Annotated in this window: 12 protein-coding genes; 4 read left to right on the forward strand and 8 right to left on the reverse strand. The window is 71.2% G+C overall.

Annotated features, from left to right (window positions below):
- Positions 1-202: 202 nt before the first annotated feature.
- The 3 genes from ACWD5Q_RS11885 to ACWD5Q_RS11895 are packed head-to-tail and all read right to left on the reverse strand — an operon-like array spanning position 203 to position 2,150.
- On the reverse strand, positions 203-1,051 hold the full coding sequence (locus ACWD5Q_RS11885) for a DUF4253 domain-containing protein (protein ID WP_451426869.1): 849 nt from the start codon (positions 1,049-1,051) through the stop codon (positions 203-205).
- Between the two features lie 35 nt (positions 1,052-1,086).
- The gene (locus ACWD5Q_RS11890) at positions 1,087-1,326 is read right to left on the reverse strand and encodes a DUF397 domain-containing protein (protein WP_451426870.1); all 240 of its coding nucleotides are present in this window, start codon (positions 1,324-1,326) and stop codon (positions 1,087-1,089) included.
- Complete coding sequence (locus ACWD5Q_RS11895) at positions 1,323-2,150, reverse strand: DUF5753 domain-containing protein (protein ID WP_451426871.1); 828 nt, start codon at positions 2,148-2,150, stop codon at positions 1,323-1,325. The genes ACWD5Q_RS11890 and ACWD5Q_RS11895 overlap by 4 nt, the downstream gene beginning before the upstream one ends.
- A gap of 113 nt (positions 2,151-2,263) precedes the next feature.
- Between ACWD5Q_RS11895 and ACWD5Q_RS11900 the strand changes: the two genes are divergently transcribed.
- Entirely contained in the window at positions 2,264-2,662 is a 399-nt protein-coding gene (locus ACWD5Q_RS11900) for an ATP-binding protein (protein WP_451426872.1), read from the forward strand.
- A gap of 207 nt (positions 2,663-2,869) precedes the next feature.
- On the opposite strand, the gene ACWD5Q_RS11905 is transcribed toward ACWD5Q_RS11900, so the two are convergent.
- A complete protein-coding gene (locus ACWD5Q_RS11905; protein ID WP_451426873.1) occupies positions 2,870-5,215 on the reverse strand; it encodes an ATP-binding protein in 2,346 nt (781 codons plus the stop codon).
- A 132-nt stretch (positions 5,216-5,347) separates the two neighbouring features.
- Here ACWD5Q_RS11905 and ACWD5Q_RS11910 point away from each other — a divergent pair, with 132 nt between their 5' ends.
- Positions 5,348-6,244: a hypothetical protein gene (locus ACWD5Q_RS11910; protein WP_451426874.1), complete on the forward strand. Its 897-nt coding sequence runs from the start codon at positions 5,348-5,350 to the stop codon at positions 6,242-6,244.
- A 231-nt stretch (positions 6,245-6,475) separates the two neighbouring features.
- Here ACWD5Q_RS11910 and ACWD5Q_RS11915 read toward each other — a convergent pair whose 3' ends face one another.
- A complete protein-coding gene (locus ACWD5Q_RS11915) occupies positions 6,476-7,243 on the reverse strand; it encodes a DUF4232 domain-containing protein (RefSeq protein ID WP_451426875.1) in 768 nt (255 codons plus the stop codon).
- 162 nt (positions 7,244-7,405) lie between these two features.
- Here ACWD5Q_RS11915 and ACWD5Q_RS11920 point away from each other — a divergent pair, with 162 nt between their 5' ends.
- Positions 7,406-8,779 (forward strand): helix-turn-helix domain-containing protein, encoded by a 1,374-nt coding sequence (locus tag ACWD5Q_RS11920; RefSeq protein ID WP_451426876.1) that lies wholly within the window; start codon positions 7,406-7,408, stop codon positions 8,777-8,779.
- A 79-nt stretch (positions 8,780-8,858) separates the two neighbouring features.
- On the opposite strand, the gene argS is transcribed toward ACWD5Q_RS11920, so the two are convergent.
- A complete protein-coding gene (gene argS, locus ACWD5Q_RS11925) occupies positions 8,859-10,619 on the reverse strand; it encodes an arginine--tRNA ligase (protein ID WP_451426877.1) in 1,761 nt (586 codons plus the stop codon).
- Positions 10,620-10,847: 228 nt separating this feature from the next.
- Between argS and lysS the strand changes: the two genes are divergently transcribed.
- The gene (lysS, locus tag ACWD5Q_RS11930; protein ID WP_451426878.1) at positions 10,848-12,593 is read left to right on the forward strand and encodes a lysine--tRNA ligase; all 1,746 of its coding nucleotides are present in this window, start codon (positions 10,848-10,850) and stop codon (positions 12,591-12,593) included.
- Between the two features lie 89 nt (positions 12,594-12,682).
- Here the strand turns inward: lysS and ACWD5Q_RS11935 are convergent, their stop codons facing one another.
- Both ACWD5Q_RS11935 and ACWD5Q_RS11940 read right to left on the reverse strand, forming a co-directional pair.
- Complete coding sequence (locus tag ACWD5Q_RS11935) at positions 12,683-13,960, reverse strand: DUF2637 domain-containing protein (protein ID WP_451426879.1); 1,278 nt, start codon at positions 13,958-13,960, stop codon at positions 12,683-12,685.
- Positions 13,961-14,138: 178 nt separating this feature from the next.
- On the reverse strand, positions 14,139-15,074 hold the full coding sequence (locus ACWD5Q_RS11940) for a DUF3558 domain-containing protein (protein ID WP_451426880.1): 936 nt from the start codon (positions 15,072-15,074) through the stop codon (positions 14,139-14,141).
- Positions 15,075-15,194: the final 120 nt, after the last annotated feature.

The following is a 15,194-nucleotide window of genomic DNA, read 5'->3' on the forward strand; positions in this document are numbered from 1 at the left end:
CGAGCCTCCCCAGGCGACGTCCGTCTTCGACATCGATGACCTCGCCGAAGACGGACCGGGCCTCACCGCGGCCACCTCCGTCGTCGCCGCCGGCCTGATCCAACCCGAGTGGCTCGGCATCGTGAAAGGGGGCCTGCCTGCCACCTTCCTCCGACAGCCCGAACCCGCTCGCTGACGCACGCCCGTGAGCCGGTCCGTCGGGTCAGTCCCACCAGAAGGACCACACCCGCTGGCCCAGGACCTCGTGCTCGGCGTACTCCCGCAGGGTTTCGCGGTACCCCTGCGTGATGGTGTCCGGGCAGAACGCGAAGTGCTCGGCGGCCACCGCCTCCGCCTCGGCGGGGGTGGTGGGCGGCGCCGCGACCGACAGGACCAGCCGGTCGTAGGTGAGCGCGACGACCCGTATACCGAAGCGGTCCTCCCAGGAGCGGAGCACGGAACAGAGCACGGCCGTGTCGTTCTCGTAGTTGAGCGGGCCGGTCCAGCCGATGGCGGCGGGGAGGTCGGCGGAGCGGCGGGCCGGGACCAGGGCGAGGCGCGGCTCCTTGAACCAAGAGCCGTCGTCCAGAAGACGGTCGGCGACCTCGGCGGCACGGCTGTCGGGGTCGGCCTCCAGCCGGGGCGCGTCGGCGAGGCCGGGCCAGTCCGGGCCGTGGGGCGCGAGCATCTCGTCCAGGTCGTCGAGTGCCTCGTCCTCGTCGTCCTCGGACGCGTCGGCGACGTACTCGTCCCACAGCTCGGCCAGCACCTCCTCGGCGTCGTGATCGCCGGGATACGACATGCTGCCGGGCGTCAGAAGCCACTCCCGCGGGCTGCCCCCCTCCCCGCCGACATCGATGAGGACCGGAAGGAGCCCGACCCGCGCGCCGGGCGCACCCAGCCGCGCCCAGTTGCCGGAGGACGCGGGGCGCCCGGCGTGCCACAGCAGCGGCTCGTGCCACGGACCCTCGTCCGTGGCATCGATCAGGCTCCCCGGAGGAAGCTCAAGCCCGAGCGCGCGCCCGCTCGGATCTGCCGCCAGCTTGGGCAGCGGATTGGGAAGTGTCGCCATGCCAGTGACTGTAGGGCCAGCCACTGACAACGCCCTTAGCGGGCCACGTAGTCGGCGAACGCGACCCAGGCCTCCGGCGAGACGGCGAAGGTGGGGCCGGTGGGGTTCTTGGAGTCGCGGACGTGGATGGTGTGGGGGCAGGTGGCGACTTCTAGGCACTGGCCGCCTTCGTCACCGCTGTAGCTGGATTTGCGCCAGGTGTAGGCGACTTCGAGGCATTCGCCGCCTTCGCTGCCGCTGTAGGACGACTTGAACCACTGAAGTGCGGTGCTCATTGCTCTCCTAGCAGTCGGTCCAGCAGGCACTTCGACTCTCGGGGCGTGAGGGCCTGGGCTCGCAGCATCGCATACTTGCACGCCAGGATGGACACCTCGCCTGAGTCGGAGACCCACTGGCTGCCGCGCTGCCCCTCGATATAGGCCAGGTGCTGGTGGTCGGGGGTTTCCAGGAGAACGAAGGGGCCGTCGAGTCCCGCATGGGATGGACTGGCCAGTGGAAGGAACTGCACCGACAGGCCAGGAAGTTCGGCGTACTCACGCAGGTGGCTCAGCTGCTCGCGATGCACCTCCGGGCCGCCGATCTCAAGGTGCAACACCGGTTCCCAGACGACGAAGCTCACCGTCGGCGGACTCTTACGGTGCAGTACGTCCCGACGACTTACGCGGGCCGCGGTCCTGGTCACGATCTCGTCCTCGTCAAACGCAGGCACACGTTCACACAGGACAGCACGCGCATACGCCTCGGTCTGCAGAAGTCCGGGCAGAGCCTGGTTGGCGTACAAAGAGAGAGCGATGGCCTCCCTCTCGTGTTCCACATACAGCTCCGCCCACATCGGGAACTGGTCGATCTCCGGCAGGTTCTCCACCCCGGCCGACAACAGCCCCTTGATCCCCAGGAGTTCGTCCAGCAGCGCGGCCAGATCCGGCTTCAGCGGACGCCGGCCCTGTTCGATCGACGCGATGGTCTCCTCGTCGAGCATGAGGCGCTCGGCGAGGGCCCGTTGGGTCAGGCCCGCCGCGCGGCGGGCGGCGGCCAGTTGGGCCCCCAGCATCTTCATGGCCGAGAGGTTCTTCTTTCGTGGATGCTTCCTGGAGTTCATGTTGGACCAACTCCCCACACCTGTCCGTACGCGATCCCGAACGAACCCGTACAAAAAATCTGTACGGGATCACGTAGTGATCTACTGTAGTCACTCTCAGCGACTATCGTCCCGTGAACGAAGCGATTCAACTCCCGCCGCTGCGCGAGAGGTTCTTCCGGCGCGAGCGCCGTTCCGTTCCCGCCGCCCGGCGGTTCGCCCAGGAGACGCTGGCCGGCTGGGGCCTCGCCGAGGCCGAGCGCGGCGACGACGTGCTGCTGTGCGTGAGTGAGCTGGCGACCAACGCCCTGGTGCACGGGGTACCGCCCGGCCGCCAGTTCCGCCTCTTCCTGCGGTACGACGGCGCCGTGCTGCGGGTGGAGGTGCACGACAGCGGCGGTGGCGTCCCACGCATCCCGGAGCAGGCGGACGAGGGCGGGCGCGGCCTGCTGCTGGTCGCGGCGCTCGCTGACAAGTGGGGGGTGGCGGAGCGGGACCCGGGGAAGGTGGTGTGGGCGGAGTTCATGGAGTGACGGTGGGGGCCGCCCGCTTCTTTGGCAGTGTCGTGCTTCCGGGTGGCGCGGCGGGATCGAGCTTCACATGCACGCCGGGTCGGCTCGGCGTGCAAGCGGACAGTGAGTGATGCGGCGCGCTCGCGCCCCGCCTGCCGCCGAACCCGTCCGGCGTACGTGGATGATGGCCCGCTTTGCCGGCGCTCGCCCTGTGGTCCGACCCCGCCGTCAGCTCCCGGCGGGGGCGGCGCGCTGCTCGTACGTCCACACCGCCAGTTGCGTGCGCGAGGTGAACCCCAGTTTGCCCAGGATGCGTTCGACGTGGTTCTCCGCGGTACGCTGCGCCATCGTCAGGCGCGCCGCGATGTCCTTGTTGGTGAGGCCCTCGGCGACCAGCTCCGCGACCTGGCTCTCGCGCCGCGTCAGCCCTGGCACCCCGGCCGTGTCGGCGAGTACGTAGGCCATCGCCTCGTCCACGGTGGCGCGCGCCCCGCGGCGGAACTCGCGGTCGAAGGCGGCGGCGGACAGCGCCTCCCGTACCGCGGCCTCGAAGCGCAGATGCTGCGCGCGCATGAACGGCGCCGAGCCGAGTCGCCCGCCCAGCGACTCCCACAACAGGTGCAGCACGCCCAGGAGCCGGGCCGCGCGCCGCGGGGCGTCCTGGGTGCTCCACGCGATGACCTCCACGCACATGGCCACGTCCCACCAGTCCTGGAACGGGCGCAGCCGGGCGATGGCCGCCCTGGCGTGCGCGATCGCGTCGGCGGGGGCGTCCGCGCGCCGGGCGAGCAGGGCGCGGGCGAGCAGGGCCATGCCGTACAGCCATGACTCGTCGTGCGCGCGGGCGGCCGCCTCGACCTCGCCGCACGCCTCGTCGGCCGCGGCGACCTCACCTCCGTAGGCGTGCGCGATGGCGAACTTGACCCGGCATTCATGGGCCGCGTCGAGGCAGCCCTGCGCGCGGAACTCGGTGTGCGCCCGCGCGAACAGCTCGGCGGCGCTCGCGAAGTCCTCACGCCAGACGGCGAGGATCCCGTGGTGGTGCCATACCCACGCCGACTCCCGCCGGTGGCCGCCGCGCCTGGCCGCCGCCTCGCACGCGGCGAGCGCGCGCTGGACATCGGTGTCCGGGTCGCCCTGCAGCAGGATGCCCAGATACGTGTGGGTGACCTGGGCCTGTACGCGGACGGCGGCGTCCGGGCCGGCCGCGTCGTCGCCGGCGTCCTGCGCGTGGTCGGCGGCGAGGAGCTGCGACAGCCAGCGGCGGCCCTCGGACAACAGGCCCGCGGTGATCCAGTAGTGCCGGGGCGACACGGCCAGGGCCAGACCGGCCCGCGCCTGCCCGGGCCGCTCCAGGCAGAACTCCAGGGCCGCGCGCAGGTTCGGGTGGTCCAGGCGCAGCCGCGTGAACCAGTCGACCTGCCGGGGCCCGAACCACTCCCGCCCGGCCCGTGCGGTCAGTTCGGCGTACCGGTCCCGGTGGCGGGCGCGCAGCCCGTCGAGCGAGCCGGACGCCGCCAGCCGCTCATGCCCGTACTCCCGTACCGTCTCCAGCATGTGATAGCGCGAACGCCCATGCTCCTGAAGGCAGTTGACGATCGACCTGGCCACGAGCGCGTCGAGGGTGTCGAGCAGGGCGGCGGGCGGCAGTTCGGCGTCCGTGCAGACCCGTTCGAGGCTCTCCAGGTCGAAGCCGCCGCGGAACACCGAGGCCCGCGCCCACAGCAGCCGCTCGCGCCCCGTGCACAGTTCATGGCTCCAGTCGATCAGCGCGCGCAAGGTGCGCTGCCGGTCGGCGGTGACGCGGCTGCCCCCGGTCAGCAGCGCGAACCGGTCCGTGAGCCGCTCCAGGATCTCCTGCGGCGTCAGGCTCCGGATGCGGGCCGCGGCCAGCTCGATCGCGAAGGGCAGCCCGTCCAGACGGCGTACGAGCTCGGCGACGGCAGCGGCGTCGGACTCGGTCACGGCGAAGCCGGGCAGCACGGCGGCGGCCCGGTCGGCGAACAGCGCGACGGCCGGATTGCCGCTCAGGGCGCGCACGCCGTGACCCGCGTCCGCGTCCGGCACCGGCAACGGCTCCACGGAGAAGACCTGTTCGCCCGCGACACCGAGCGGCTGCCGGCTGGTCGCCAGGACGCGCAGCCCGGGCGCGGCCCGCAGCAGCGCGTCGGTGAGGCGGGCGGACGCGTCGATCAGGTGCTCGCAGTTGTCCAGGACCAACAGGGCGCGCCGCTCGCGCAGCCGGGCGGCGAGGACGGCCGTCGCATCGGTGCCGGGGCGCCCCGGGTTCGCCACGTCGAGGGTGCCGAGGACGCTCGGTGCGAGCAACTCGGGGTCCCGCAGGTCGGCGAGTTCGGCGACGTACACGCCGTCGGGGAACGCGGAGTGCGTCGCGTCCGCCGCCACGCGCAACGCCAGCCGGGTCTTGCCCACACCACCGACCCCGCTGAGCGTGACCAGACGCGCACCGGAGAGCAGCCGGGCGATCCGGGCCGTCTCCGCCCGCCGCCCGAACAGCGGCGTCAGTTCACGGCCGAGGCCGACGAACGTCCCCATGGCTGCCCCCGTTTCCATGAGCGGCCATCTTACGGACGCACGGCCACGGCACCGCGGACGCACAGGAATTGAGTAGTTCTCCCGTTGTCCCCCGCGCGCACCCGCCCGAGACTCGACGACGCGGTATCGGACGAGCATGCGAGGTGTGTGTTGTCAGCAGGGCGGGAGCGGGCCGGGCGGCTGGGGGAGCGGGTGTGGACCTACCAGGGGACCCTGCCGCGCAGGTCCCTGACCGCGCTGGTCCCGCTCGTCATCTCGTTCATCGTGCTGTGCACCATCGCCGGCGACCACTACGACGAGGAGTCCTCGTTCCGCCTCGCGTTCTGGGCGGTGCCCGGGGCGGCCGCGGTGTGCGTCGCCCTGTGCGTGCGGCACACCCGGATCCGGATCCGGGAGTACGAGCACGGCTTCGAGCTGCACCGCCCCGGGCGCCGCACGCTGCGGTACGCGTGGCAGGAGATCGCGTCCGTCGAGTCGACCCGGGTGTCCGTCAACATCAACCTGGGGCACTCGCACGACGTGCTCAAGACGGTGATCCGTCCGTACGCGGGCGGCCGGATCCGTGTCAGGGGCCTGGACTACGTCAAGGTCCGCGAGGAGTCCGGCTTCTGGCGGCTGCTCTCGGGCGCGACCGGCGACTCCGGTGAACGCTTCGTCAAGAACGCGACGCAAGCCGTCGGCGAGGCCCTTGCGCAACGCCATCTGGACGAGTTCGGCGCGGGCGGCTCGTTCCGCTGGGGCGCCTTGACCTTCACCGGCGAAGGGCTGACGCTCGACCCCTTCCCCGGGCTGGTGCCCTGGTCCCGGATCGCCTTCGTCTCCGGGAGCCCGGGCAGCGGCATCCGGCTCGACGTACGGGGACTGGCCGCGCACGTCGGCAGCCGGGCCCTTTCGGCGCGCGCGACGAAGGCGGGCTACCGGACCGAAGGGGACCGGCTGGAGGTGTTCATGCCCGCCCGCCGCCCCGGATCGGATTACGTGGCGCTGAGCATCCTGCTCGCCCCCGACTCCGCCTTGCGCGGCGAGCGGCACGAAGGACGCGAGTAATGACAGAACGAGGGACGCGCCAACCGGCCCGTCCCCGATGCCTGACTTCCGTTCTCCGTGATTGGAGGATTTGGGCCAGGCACGGGGCAGCGGACTGGCCTTTCCTGGCCCACCCGTGGCACAAACCCTCCAATCCCTGCCCGAACTCGTGGCGTATGGGGTGGGGTGTCGACAAGCGGGACCCCGGCAAGGTGGTGTGGTGCGAGTTCGCCACCGCACCACCCGGAGGCGTCACCAGGTGAGGGCGTCGGTCGCGTTGGACTGCCAGTACGTCGCGGTCAGCTTGCTGTCGTAGTACACGCCTTTGGCGGGCAGCGTCACGGTGGCCGTGGGGCCCCCGTTGCTGCTCGGGGTGCGTCCCTGGAAGATGATGCTCAGCTTGTGCCCCGTGGTCCCGTTCTCTCCGCTGCCGTCGGCGGCGGAGAGGCGCACGCCCGCGTAGCCGGACTGGCCGGGGGTCAGCGTGACCACGGCCTGCGGCCGGCTCTCCTCGAACGCGCCCGGCGCCCACTGCATCTCGTCGAACCGCAGATAGGGGAAGTACGTCAGGTCGCACGGCCGGGAGCCGATGTTCTTCACGGTGAGCAGCATGTGGTTGAGGGGGCTGGACACCGGCTGCGCGGTGACCCGGGTGTTGGCGCCGTTGCACAGGACGCGAGTCGTGGTCGTCGTCCCATGGCCCGAACCGGAACCGGAGGCGCGGCCCGTGGAGCCCTGGCCGGCCGTCGGTCCGGTGTGGGACGTGGTGTTCGTGCCCTGCGCGGCCGACGAGCCGGAGTCGGAACCGGAGTCGGAACCGGAGTCGGAACCGGAGTCGGAACCGGAGTTGGAGCCGGAGGCGGTGTGCGAGGCCTGGGTGGTCTGTGTGGCGGGCGTCGACGCCTTGCCCTCGTCCTGCGTGCCCGTGCCGCTCTGGCACGCCGTCAGGGCCAGGGCCGCGAGGGCGACGGTGGTGGTGAGCAGCCCGGTGCGGGAGCGGGCGGTGCGGAAGGTGCGCATGAAGGGAAACCTCTTCGCGGATCCGGTCGGTGCGTGCCGCCGGGCCGGTCGGCGGGGCGGCGTGCTTGGATGGCAGGAGCCTGCGGGGTGATCCGTCCCAGCCGCCACGACGGGCGTACCGTCAGGGACGCTGGGACGCCCGCACTGCTTTGAACTGGGAAAATGTGCTGTTCCTGGGACGCGCGCAGGGACACGGGGAGTGGAGGAACGGTGTCGGGGGCGGATGCGGCAGACGTGTTCGGGCAGCTGCTGAGGGAACTGAAGGAGCGGTCCGGGCTGAGCTACGGGACGCTGGCCAAGCGGCTCCACATGAGTACGTCGACGCTGCACCGGTACTGCACCGGGGACGTCGTACCGACGGACTACGCGCCCGTGGAGCGGCTGGCCCGGCTCGGTAAGGCGTCGCCCGAGGAACTGGTCGAGCTGCACCGGCGATGGGTGCTGGCCGACGCGTTGCGGGAGAGGAAGGGCAAGACCGCCGCCGTACGGCCTGGTGACAAGGCGGGACCGGAGCCCGGTGGCGAGCCGGAACCGGAATCCGGCGGCACCGGGGAGCCGGAGCCCGGTCCGGAGACCGTCCTGGTGGGGGCGAGTGCCCCGGCAACTCCCGGCGGCCGTCGGCGTATCCGTGCCAGGGTGCTCGTCCCGGCCGGCGCACTCGCGCTGCTGGGCGCCGCCTTATTCCCGTGGACCCCCTCCTTCGGCCTCGGAGGGGAGCACGCCAAGAACCCGGCGGGAGCATCGCCCGCCGTACGGCGAACCATGGACGGGGGCGGCACGACGGGCCCCGCGAGCCCCTCGCCGTCGCGGTCCGGTCGGGACGCGGGCAAGAAGGCCGACGGGAAGGGGAGCCCGGGACCGAGCGCCGGGACCGGGGCGAGCGCCGGGACCGGGGCCCCGAGCACCGGTGCGGCCACCACCCCGGCCGCCGTCCCCGCCGTACCGCTGACGGTCAACACCCGTCCGTACGCCTTTGAGGACCCGTGCAGCCAGCACTACCTGATCGACCGGGCGCCGCAGCAGGTACCGCCGCCGCCCACCGAACAGGACGCGCCGGGCTGGGTGTCGGCGCTCGGCGCGGTGTCCTCCGGTGGGCAGTACGTCGTGCTCACGGTGCAGGGCACCGGCGCGTCGACCGTGGTCCTGGAGGACCTGAGGGTCCGGGTCGTCTCGTTGGACACGCCCCTGGCCTGGAGCGACTACTCCATGGGCGTGGGCTGCGGCGGTGGTGTGGAGACCAACGGGTTCGACGTCGACCTGGACGCGGGGCGCCCGTCGGCGGCGCCCGCCCAGGGACAGCGCGACTTCCCGTTCAAGGTGAGCGAGTCCGACCCGGAGGTCTTCCAGGTCCGGGCCCGCACCGCCGCGCACGATGTGCACTGGTACCTGGAACTGGAGTGGTCCAGCGGCGCCCGGCACGGCACCGTCCGGATCGACGACCACGGCAAGCCGTTCCGGACGAGCGGCAACACGGGACGGCCGGGCTACGACTTCCCGAACGGCGGCGCACAGTGGATCGTCCGCGAGGGCGGCTGACCGGACGCCGCCGCGGGCGGCCCGGAGACGACCGCGGCCCCGCCGGACGTGTCCGGCGGGGCCGCGTCACGCGGGAAGGTCAGAGCCGCTCAGGCGTCCTGATGCCCAGCAGGGACATGCCCTCGTGGAGGGTGCGGGCCGTGACGTCGCACAGGAGCAGGCGGTTCTCCACCTGCTCGGGCGTCTCGGCCTTCAGGACCGGGCACTTGTCGTAGAACGACGTGTAGAGCGACGCGAGTTGGTAGAGGTACCCGGCCAGCTTGTGCGGGGCGTACTCCGCCGCCGCCTCCGCGACCGTCTCCGCGAACTGGTCCACGTGCAGGCCCAGGGCCCGCTCCGCGTCCGTCAGTGCCAGCTCCGGGTGCGCGGCCGGGCGTACCTCGCCGGCCTTGCGCAGGATCGACTGGATACGGGCGTACGCGTACTGGAGGTACACCGACGTGTCGCCGTTCAGCGACACCATCTGGTCCAGGTCGAACTTGTAGTCGCGGTTCGCCGATGTCGACAGGTCCGCGTACTTCACCGCGCCGATGCCCACCTGGGCGCCGCGCTCGGCGATCTCCTCCTCGGACAGATCCTGTGCCTTCTCCCGTACGACGGCGGAGGCGCGCTCGACCGCCTCGTCCAGGAGGTCGACCAGACGGATCGTCTCGCCCTCACGGGTCTTGAACGGCTTGCCGTCCTTGCCGAGGACCGTGCCGAAGGCGAGCTGGTACGCCTTCACGCCGTCGTTCAGCCAGCCGGCCCGCCGCGCGGTCTCGAAGACCATCTTGAAGTGCAGCGACTGGCGGGCGTCCACGACGTAGATGATCGCGTTCGCCTTGAGGTTGAAGACGCGGTCGCGGATCGCGGAGAGGTCCGTGGCCGCGTAGCCGAAGCCGCCGTCCGACTTCTGCACGATCAGCGGGACCGGCTGGCCGTCCGGGCCCTTGACGTCGTCGAAGAAGACGCACAGGGCGCCCTCGGAGCGGACCGCGACGCCGGAGTCCTCCAGCAGCCGGCAGGTCTCCTGGAGCATGTCGTTGTAGCCCGACTCGCCGACGATGTCGGGGTCCCGGATCTCCATGTCCAGCTTCTCGAAGACGGAGAAGAAGTAGATCTTCGACTCGTCCACGAACTTCTGCCACATGGCGAGGGTGCGCGGCTCGCCGGCCTGGAGGTCGACCACCCGGCGGCGGGCGCGCGTCTTGAACTCCTCGTCGGAGTCGAAGAGCTTGCGCGCGGCCTTGTAGAGGCGGTCGAGGTTCGACATCGCCTCCTCGCCCGTGACCTCGCCCGCCTTGTGGTCCAGCTCGTGCGGGTGCTCGTCCAGGTACTGGATGAGCATGCCGAACTGGGTGCCCCAGTCGCCGATGTGGTGGCGGCGGATCACGGTCTCGCCGGTGAACTCCAGCAGCTTGACCACGGAGTCGCCGATCACCGCGGAGCGCAGATGGCCGACGTGCATCTCCTTCGCCACGTTCGGCTGGGCGTAGTCGATGACCGTGGTGCCCGGGTTCTCCGCGTACGGCGCGCCGAGGCGGCCCTCGGGGTCGGCGGCGCGGGCGGCGAGGTTCTCGGTGATCGCCCGGTCGGTGACCGTGATGTTGAGGAAGCCGGGGCCGGAGACCTCGATGTCCTTGATCACGTCACCGGTGACGACGTGGGAGACGACCTGGGCCGCCAGCTCCCGCGGGTTCGCCTTCGCCTTCTTCGCGAGCGCCAGGATCCCGTTGGCCTGGTAGTCCGCCCGGTCGCTTCGTCGCAGCAGCGGGTCCGCCGCGGCCTCCGGCAGGGTGGCCGAGAGGGCGCTCGCGAGGTGCTGGTGGACGGAGGCGGTGAGGGACGTGACCGAGGCCATGAGGTGGGTGCCGTTCTCCTCGTGCGTGCGGATGGATGCGGTCAGTATCCCATGGGGGTACAGCGGTTTTTCCGGGTGCGGTTCCGCGTGTGCCGCGCCGTGTGCGCGGTGACGCGTGGGTAAGAGCTTGAGAAGCGGTTTTCGTGGATGCGGTGTCGGCAGGGACAATGGACCGGTCAGCCGTGTGACCGTGCGGCTGGTCCCGAGGAACCCTGGAAAAAAGAGGACGTGCCGATCGTGGCTCAGAGCACCGAGACCACCGACTGGGTCTCCCGTTTCGCGGATGAGGTCATCGAGGAGTCGGAGCGTCGGTCCCCGGGCAAACCGGTCGTCGTCGCGTCCGGGCTCTCCCCCTCGGGACCCATCCACCTGGGCAATCTCCGCGAGGTCATGACGCCCCACCTCGTCGCCGACGAGATCCGGCGGCGCGGGTACACGGTGCGCCACGTGCTGTCCTGGGACGACTACGACCGGTACCGCAAGGTCCCGTTCGGCGTGCCGGGCGTCGACGAGTCCTGGTCCGAGCACATCGGCAAGCCGCTGACCTCGGTGCCCGCCCCGGCGGGTTCCGCGTACGCGAGCTGGGCGGAGCACTTCAAGGCCGCGATGACCGCGTCGCTGGCGGAGCTGGGCGTCGAGTACGACGGCATCAGCCAGACGGAGCAGTACACCTCCGGTGCCTACCGCGAGCAGATCCTGTTCGCGATGAAGCACCGCGGGGAGATCGACGCGATCCTCGCCCAGTACCGGACCAAGCCGAAGGCCGCCGGGAAGAAGCAGCAGCAGAAGCCCGTCGACGAGGCCGAGCTGGAGGCCGAGGAGGGATCCGGTGCCGCCGCCGAGGACGACGGCAGCTCCGGCTCCGGCGGGTACTTCCCCTACAAGCCCTACTGCGGCCGGTGCGGCAAGGACTTCACCACCGTCACCGGGTACGACGACGAGACCACCGAGATGACGTACACGTGCTCGGCGTGCGGTTTCTCCGAGACGGTGCGGCTCGCCGAGTTCAACCGCGGCAAGCTGGTCTGGAAGGTCGACTGGCCGATGCGCTGGGCCTACGAGGGCGTGGTCTTCGAGCCCTCCGGCGTCGACCACTCCTCCCCGGGCTCCAGCTTCCAGGTCGGCGGACAGATCGTCGGGATCTTCGGCGGCAAGCAGCCCATCGGTCCGATGTACGCCTTCGTGGGCATCAGCGGCATGGCCAAGATGTCCAGCAGCAAGGGCGGGGTCCCGACCCCGGCCGACGCGCTCCAGATCATGGAGCCGCAGCTGCTGCGCTGGCTCTACGCCCGCCGCAGGCCCAACCAGTCCTTCAAGATCGCCTTCGACCAGGAGATCCAGCGGCTCTACGACGAGTGGGACAAGCTGGCGGGCAAGGTCGCCGACGGTTCGGCGCTGCCGGGGGACGTGGCCGGGTACACCCGGGCCGTCGGCACCGCCGCCGGTGAGCTGTCGCGTACCCCGCGTCCGCTGCCCTACCGTACCCTCGCGTCCGTCGCCGACATCACCGCCGGCCACCAGGACCAGGCGGTGCGGATCCTGTCCGACCTCGACCCGGCCAACCCGCTGACCTCGCTCGACGAGGTCCGGCCGCGCTATGACCGGGCCGAGGCGTGGATCAACACCCAGGTTCCGGCGGACCAGCGCACCATCGTGCGCGACGAGCCGGACGCCGAGCTGCTGAAGTCCCTCGACGAGCAGGCGCAGCAGTCGCTGCGGCTGTTGCTCGACGGCCTGGCGGAGCACTGGTCGCTGGACGGGCTCAGCCACCTCGTGTACGGCGTGCCCAAGGTCCAGGCCGGGTTCTCCGCGGATGCGACGCCCAAGGAGCTGCCCCCGGAGATCAAGACCGCCCAGCGGTCGTTCTTCGCGCTGCTGTACCACCTGCTCGTCGGCCGTGACACCGGCCCGCGCCTGCCCACCCTGCTGCTCGCGGTGGGGCAGGACCGGGTGCGGGAGCTGCTCGGTGAGTAGTCCCGCGCACAGGGACGAGTAGTCCCGTGCCTACGACAGGGGGCGCCCGGTGATCACCGGGCGCCCCCTGTCGTAGGCGGCCGGGCCGCCTACGCGACGTGGTCGTCCTGCAGTTCCGCCGTGTGGCGGTTGGTGAAGCGGTTGACCATACGGTCGGCCTCGCGCTGCGGGAGCGTGGTGCCGAAGGTGGCCTCTACGTCGCCCCTGAACTGGCTGGAGCTGGGGTAACCGCCGTCTATCGACTTCTTGAAGACCAGGTAGAAGTCTTCCTCGGTCGGTTCCGGCGGGCCGCCGCCCTCGCCGAGTTCACGGGTGCGGCCCGGCCCGGAGGGGATGGGGAAGCTGCCGGTCGTCTCCGACGGGGACTCCTCGGGGAGCGGCTGCTGCTCCTGGGGCGCCTGGGGGAGCTGTTCCTGCTGGTACTGCTCCTGCTCGTACCAGGCCGCGTACTGCTCCTCGGTGTACTGAGGGTCGTACGGCGGCTCGTACGTGGGGTCGTAGCCGCCGTGGTACTCGATCTGCTGAGGGTTCCTGGCGTGCAGCCAGGGGTTCACCTCCGGATCGGGTTCCGATGCCGCCGCGGGTCCGCTGGCAGGCTGCTCGGCACGCGGAGCGGGGGCCAGCTCGGGACGCTGCTCGCCCTGGGGCGCCGCCGGAGCAGGAGCGGGCGCCACGGGGGCGGCGGCCGGCAGGAGCACCGGGATCTCTATGCCGGCGGCCGCGAGGCCCGCCCCGGCCGTGTCCGCCAGCGGTACGCCGTAGCGGGCGAGCCGCAGCGGCATCAGCGACTCCACCGGGGCCTTGCGGCGCCAGGCGCGGCCGAAGCGGGAGTGCAGGCGGGCCTGGTAGACGAGGCGTTCCTGCTCCAGCTTGATGACCTGTTCGTAGGAGCGCAGTTCCCACAGCTTCATCCGGCGCCACAGCAGGAACGTGGGTATGGGAGAGAGCAGCCAGCGGGTCAGCCGGACGCCCTCCATGTGCTTGTCCGCCGTGATGTCCGCGATCCGGCCGATCGCGTGGCGCGCCGCCTCGACCGCGACCACGAACAGGATCGGGATCACCGCGTGCATGCCCACGCCCAGCGGGTCCGGCCAGGCCGCCGCGCCGTTGAACGCGATCGTCGCCGCCGTCAGCAGCCAGGCGGTCTGGCGGAGCAGCGGGAACGGGATACGGATCCAGGTCAGCAGCAGGTCCAGGGCCAGCAGGACGCAGATGCCCGCGTCGATACCGATCGGGAAGACATAACTGAAGTTCCCGAAGCCCTTCTTGACGGCCAGTGCACGGACGGCCGCGTACGAACCCGCGAAGCCGATCCCGGCGATGACGACAGCACCGGTGACGACCACACCGATCAGAATCCGGTGCATCCGTGTCAGCTTCAGTGGCCCGGCCACCTGTATTCCCCTCCCGTTGTGTGTTGTTGCGCGCAACAGGGTGGCACACACGTGCGGCCTACGGGCGGCCGGTGTGGCCGGAGTCCGGCCCGCACGGGGCCGGACTCCGGCAACGTCCCTGGTGGCGCGGGCAGTCGCGGTGCCGGCCGGGTCAGTTCTTCTTCGAGGCCGACGCGGACGGGGACGCGCTCTTCGACGGGCTCGCGGACGCGCTCTTCGACGGTGAGGCGCTCTTCGACGCGCCCTTCGACGGGGACGAGCCCGTCCCGGCGCCGTCGTGGTTGGCCGCCGTCACCGAGGACACGACCTCCTTGACGGCCTTCTCCGCGGCCTTCGCCAGATCGTTGGCGTCCGGTGTCTGGTCACCGGCCAGACCGGCGCCGTTGTAGTCGAGGGTGATGACGACGTTCTCCACCCGCGCCACGACCGTCTCCTGCTTGAAGGCGCCTTCCTTCTTCTTCAGGTCGTAGCGCACCGCCGTCGCCTGGTCGCCCGCCCCGGTGACCGGTCCCGACGTGGTGTTCTTCGCGCCGTCCACGGACTGCGCGTTCTGCACCTGCTTGTCGTAGTACTCCTGCGCGAGCTTGTTGCCCGAGCCGCGCGTGGCGTCCGACGTGAAGCGGAGCAGGGAGACGTTCAGCCAACGGAACTGGGAGCCCTTGACGCCGTTGTTCTGCAGGCTGCTCCACGAGCAGTTCGAACGCGTCCCCGCCTCGTCCGACGAGCCCTGCTTGCCGGACTTGGCCCCCTTCGGTACGAGGCTGCCCAGGGTCTTGGCGGACAGGACGGCACACGGCTTCGGCAGCGTCGCGTACGCGGCCGGCTGCACCGCGTCGGCGGAGGCGCTCTGCGAGGGCTTGGCGTCGGCGGTGTGCTGCTTCTGCGCCTGCGGCTTGGTGCCGCCGCCCGAGCCGGAACCGGAGTCCGAGGAGCAGCCGGCGGCGACGAGCACCGCCGGAACGGCCGCCGCGCAGACGAGGAGCCGGCGCAGGCGCGCGCCCGGCCGGCCCGGCCGGAGGCCGCCCTGAACGTCCTGAACGTCCTGAACGTGCTGATCTCTCTGGTCTCGCTGTGCAGGTCGGTGCATGGTTCCTTCACTCATGACGCTCGTGGATCGTGCGGTCGGATCGGGTCCGAGGGGCCACGGTACGCGGTGGGGACGCATGCGGTGTGAGGTCCGGTTCCCCGGCGGGGGCGGGCGGCGGGG

The organism is Streptomyces sp. NPDC002513 (assembly GCF_053595355.1).

Coding starts and splice junctions, on each gene's coding strand:
- ACWD5Q_RS11895 (WP_451426871.1), bottom strand. CDS start 2,150: ATGAACTCCAGGAAGCATCCACGAAAGAAGAACCTCTCGGCCATGAAG.
- ACWD5Q_RS11915 (WP_451426875.1), bottom strand. CDS start 7,243: ATGCGCACCTTCCGCACCGCCCGCTCCCGCACCGGGCTGCTCACCACC.
- ACWD5Q_RS11905 (WP_451426873.1), bottom strand. CDS start 5,215: ATGGAAACGGGGGCAGCCATGGGGACGTTCGTCGGCCTCGGCCGTGAA.
- ACWD5Q_RS11940 (WP_451426880.1), bottom strand. CDS start 15,074: ATGCACCGACCTGCACAGCGAGACCAGAGAGATCAGCACGTTCAGGAC.
- ACWD5Q_RS11935 (WP_451426879.1), bottom strand. CDS start 13,960: ATGCACCGGATTCTGATCGGTGTGGTCGTCACCGGTGCTGTCGTCATC.
- argS (WP_451426877.1), bottom strand. CDS start 10,619: ATGGCCTCGGTCACGTCCCTCACCGCCTCCGTCCACCAGCACCTCGCG.
- ACWD5Q_RS11890 (WP_451426870.1), bottom strand. CDS start 1,326: ATGAGCACCGCACTTCAGTGGTTCAAGTCGTCCTACAGCGGCAGCGAA.
- ACWD5Q_RS11885 (WP_451426869.1), bottom strand. CDS start 1,051: ATGGCGACACTTCCCAATCCGCTGCCCAAGCTGGCGGCAGATCCGAGC.
- ACWD5Q_RS11920 (WP_451426876.1), top strand. CDS start 7,406: ATGTGCTGTTCCTGGGACGCGCGCAGGGACACGGGGAGTGGAGGAACG.